This is a genomic window from Isoptericola sp. NPDC060257 (assembly GCF_042726645.1).
GTDB classification, from domain to species: domain Bacteria; phylum Actinomycetota; class Actinomycetes; order Actinomycetales; family Cellulomonadaceae; genus Isoptericola; species Isoptericola nanjingensis.
In genome coordinates, this window is the sequence record NZ_JBHXAW010000367.1 from 1 (window position 1) to 3,497 (window position 3,497).

The 3,497-nt window shown below is 76.8% G+C and carries 4 protein-coding genes; all 4 read left to right on the forward strand.

Going from position 1 to position 3,497, the window contains the following annotated elements; all coding sequences use genetic code 11:
• The coding region (locus tag ACFWEK_RS20040) for a dihydroxyacetone kinase family protein (RefSeq protein ID WP_430555184.1) at positions 1 to 1,518 on the forward strand (1,518 nt) is incomplete at its 5' end.
• Positions 1,515 to 2,057 carry a ribose-5-phosphate isomerase gene (locus ACFWEK_RS20045; protein ID WP_430548055.1) on the forward strand — a complete coding sequence of 181 codons (543 nt, stop codon included), beginning with the start codon at positions 1,515 to 1,517 and terminating at the stop codon, positions 2,055 to 2,057. The genes ACFWEK_RS20040 and ACFWEK_RS20045, both read left to right, overlap by 4 nt.
• Positions 2,054 to 2,806, forward strand: coding sequence for a triose-phosphate isomerase family protein (locus ACFWEK_RS20050; protein WP_430555185.1), 753 nt, complete (start codon positions 2,054 to 2,056; stop codon positions 2,804 to 2,806). The genes ACFWEK_RS20045 and ACFWEK_RS20050 overlap by 4 nt, the downstream gene beginning before the upstream one ends.
• 35 nt (positions 2,807 to 2,841) lie before the next feature.
• Positions 2,842 to 3,497 (forward strand): 3-hydroxyacyl-CoA dehydrogenase family protein (locus ACFWEK_RS20055; RefSeq protein ID WP_430555186.1); only part of this gene is annotated, 656 nt, incomplete at its 3' end.

A 3,497-nucleotide genomic window follows, 5' to 3' on the forward strand; every position in this document is an offset into this window, starting at 1 on the left:
GTCTTCGCCTCCCCGTCCACGCGACAGGTGCTCGACGTGTGCCGGGCCGCGGACGCCGGGGCGGGCATCTGGCTGTCCTTCGGCAACTACGCCGGGGACGTCCTCAACTTCGGCGCCGCGGCGAGCCGGCTGCGGGCGCAGGGCGTCGACGTGGCCGTGCGCCTCGTCACCGACGACGTCGCCTCCGCCCCCGCCGACCGCGCCGAGGAGCGGCGCGGCGTCGCGGGCGACCTCGTGGTCTTCAAGGTCGCGGGCGCGGCGGCGGAGTCCGGCGCGGACCTGGCCGAGGTCGACCGCCTCGCGGGCCTGGCCAACGAGCGCACCCGCTCCTTCGGCGTCGCCTTCGACGGCTGCACGCTGCCCGGTGCCGACGCCCCGCTGTTCAGCCTGCCGGAGGGGACGGCCGGCTGGGGCCTCGGGATCCACGGCGAGCCCGGCATCGGCGAGGAGGCGGTGCCGCCCGCCGCGGACCTGGCCGCCGAGCTCGTCGACCGCGTGCTCGCGGACCGGCCCGCCGACGCCGACGGCCGCGTCGCCGTCGTCCTCAACGGGCTCGGCACCGTCAAGTACGAGGAGCTCTTCGTGCTCTGGGACCGGGTGCACGACCTGCTGACGGAGCGCGGCGTGACGCTGGTGGCGCCGCTCGTCGGGGAGTACGTCACGAGCCTCGACATGGCGGGCTGCTCGCTCACCGTGGCGTGGCTCGACGACGAGCTCGAGCCGCTGTGGCTCGCGCCCGCCACGACGCCCGCGTTCCGGCACGGGGGCTGGCGCGCGGCCCCGGTCGCGGCCGCGCCCGACGTCGTCACGGAGCCGGAACCGCCGCTCGTCGTCGCGGCGTCGGCCGAGGGCGCCGAGGCGGCCCGCCTCGTGGTGCGCGCGCTGCACCGCGCGCAGCAGGTGCTGCACGACGCGGAGGACGAGCTCGGCGCGCTCGACGCGATCGCCGGCGACGGCGACCACGGGCGCGGCATGTGCCGTGGTGTCGACGCCGCGGTCGCGGCAGCCGACGAGGCGCTCGCCGCCGGGGCGGACGCCCCGTCCGTGCTGCGGCGCGCCGCGGACCGCTGGGCCGACCGCGCGGGCGGCACGTCGGGTGCTCTGTGGGGCGTCGGCCTGCTCGCCCTCGCCGACCGGCTGCCCGCCGACGAGGCGCTGACGGGCGCCCACGTCGCCGACGGCGTGCGCGCCGCGCGCGACGAGGTCTGCGCGGTGGGCGGGGCACGGGCGGGGGACAAGACGCTCGTCGACGCCCTCGACCCCGCCGTCGAGGCCCTGGCCGCGGCGCACGGGAACGGTGCGGCGGCACCCGACGCCTGGCGGGCCGCTGTGCGCGCCGGTCGGGACGGCGCGGCCCGCACCAAGGACATCACGGCACGCCGCGGTCGCTCGCGCGTGCTGGGGGACAAGAGCCTCGGGGTCGCCGACCCGGGGGCGACGTCGCTCGCGCTCCTCCTCGCGGAGGTCGGGGACGCGCTCGGCGTCAGCACGGACGACGTGGAGGTGGCTGCACGATGACCACGACGCAGGAGACGACACAGGGAACGGCACGGGAGACGACCGCGCTGCGGCTCGTGATCGGCTCGGACGACGCCGGGTTCGACTACAAGGAGCTGCTCAAGGCCGACCTCGAGGCCGACGACCGGGTGGCGTCCGTGACCGACGTCGGCGTCGGGGGCGACGAGCACACCCCGTACCCCTACGTGGGCGCGGCGGCCGCGCGCCTCGTCGCCGAGGGGAAGGCCGACCGCGCGCTCCTCGTGTGCGGCACCGGCCTCGGCGTCGCGATCGCCGCCAACAAGGTGCCCGGCGTCCGCGCCGTCACCGCCCACGACTCGTTCTCGGTCGAGCGGGCGGTGCTCTCCAACGACGCCCAGGTGCTGTGCTTCGGCCAGCGCGTCGTGGGCATCGAGCTCGCCCGCCGCCTGCTGCGCGAGTGGCTGGGCTACCGGTTCGACCCCACCTCGGCGTCCGCGCCCAAGGTCGCGGCGATCGGCGAGGTCGAGGCCGGCGCGGGCACAGGGGCGGTCGCCGAGCCCGCCGGGTCCTGCGGATGACCCGCCCGCTCGTCGCCGTCTCGCTCAAGGCGTACCTCGGGGCCGCGGACACCGAGCGCTGGCTCGCCGCGGTCCGCGACGCCGCCCCTGCGGGCGACGTGGACCTCGCCGTGCTGCCCGCCTTCCCCCTGCTGCCCGCGGCCGCGCGGCTGCTCGGGGGGACGGGGGTGGCCTGGGGCGCGCAGGACGTGGCCCCGGCCGCCCACGGCGCCCAGACCGGCGAGGTCACGGCGGCCCTGCTCGCCGAGCTGGGCTGCGCGCTCGCCGTCGTCGGCCATGCCGAGCGGCGCGCGACGTTCCACGAGGACGACGACGTCGTGCGGGCCAAGGTCGCGCGCCTCGCCGAGGCGGACGTCACCCCGCTGCTGTGCGTGGGGGAGCGCGAGCAGGTCTCCGCGCGGGAGGCGGCCGAGGTCGCGACCGCGCAGCTCGAGAGCGCGCTGCGGGGCTCCGCCCCGCGCGAGGTGGTCGTGGGGTACGAGCCCGTCTGGGCGATCGGCGCCCCGCGGCCGGCGCCCGCCGAGCACGTCGTGACGGTCGCGCACGCGCTGCGCGAGCGGCTCGACACGCTGGGCGTCGACGGCCGCGTGCTCTACGGCGGGGCTGCCGGCCCGGGCACGCTCACCGCCCTCGCGGGCGCCGTCGACGGCGTGTTCCTCGGGCGCTTCGCCCACGACGTCGCCGCCCTGCGCGACGTGCTCGACGAGGCCGCGGCCGCGCGACCTGCGGATTCGGCCACCCGGCCGTGACCGCCACAGACTGGACCACGAGAGAGGAAGCAACGATGGTCACCAGCATCAGCAGCGTCGCCGTGATCGGTGCCGGCTACATGGGAGGCGGCATCGCGCAGTCGCTCGCGCTCGCGGGCCTGCCCGTCACGATCGCCGACGTCTCCGCCGAGGCGACGGAGGCCGCGTTCGCGCGCCTGCTCGCGGAGGCGCAGGAGTTCGAGGACGCCGGCCTGTACGACGCCGGCGCGACGGCGACGATCCGCGCGAACCTGCGTACCGCCCCGTCGATCGAGGACGCGGTCGCGGACGTCGACTTCGTCGAGGAGGTCGTGTTCGAGTCGGTCGAGGTCAAGCACGACGTGCTGGGCCGCATCTCGGCCGCGGCGCGCGAGGACGCGATCATCGGCTCGAACACCTCGACCATCCCGGCCCGCGTGCTCGCCACGGCGGTGAAGAACCCCGAGCGGTTCCTGACCGTGCACTTCTCCAACCCCGCCCCGTTCATCCCCGGCGTCGAGCTCGTGCTGGGGGAGCGCACCGACGAGGCCGTCGTCCCCGTCGTCAAGGAGCTGCTCGCGAAGGCCGACCGGGAGGCGGCGATCGTCGCCGACGTGCCCGGCTTCGTCCTCAACCGCCTGCAGTACGTGCTGCTCAAGGAGGCGATGTCGATCGCCGAGGAGGGCATCGCGTCCCCCGAGGACATCGACAC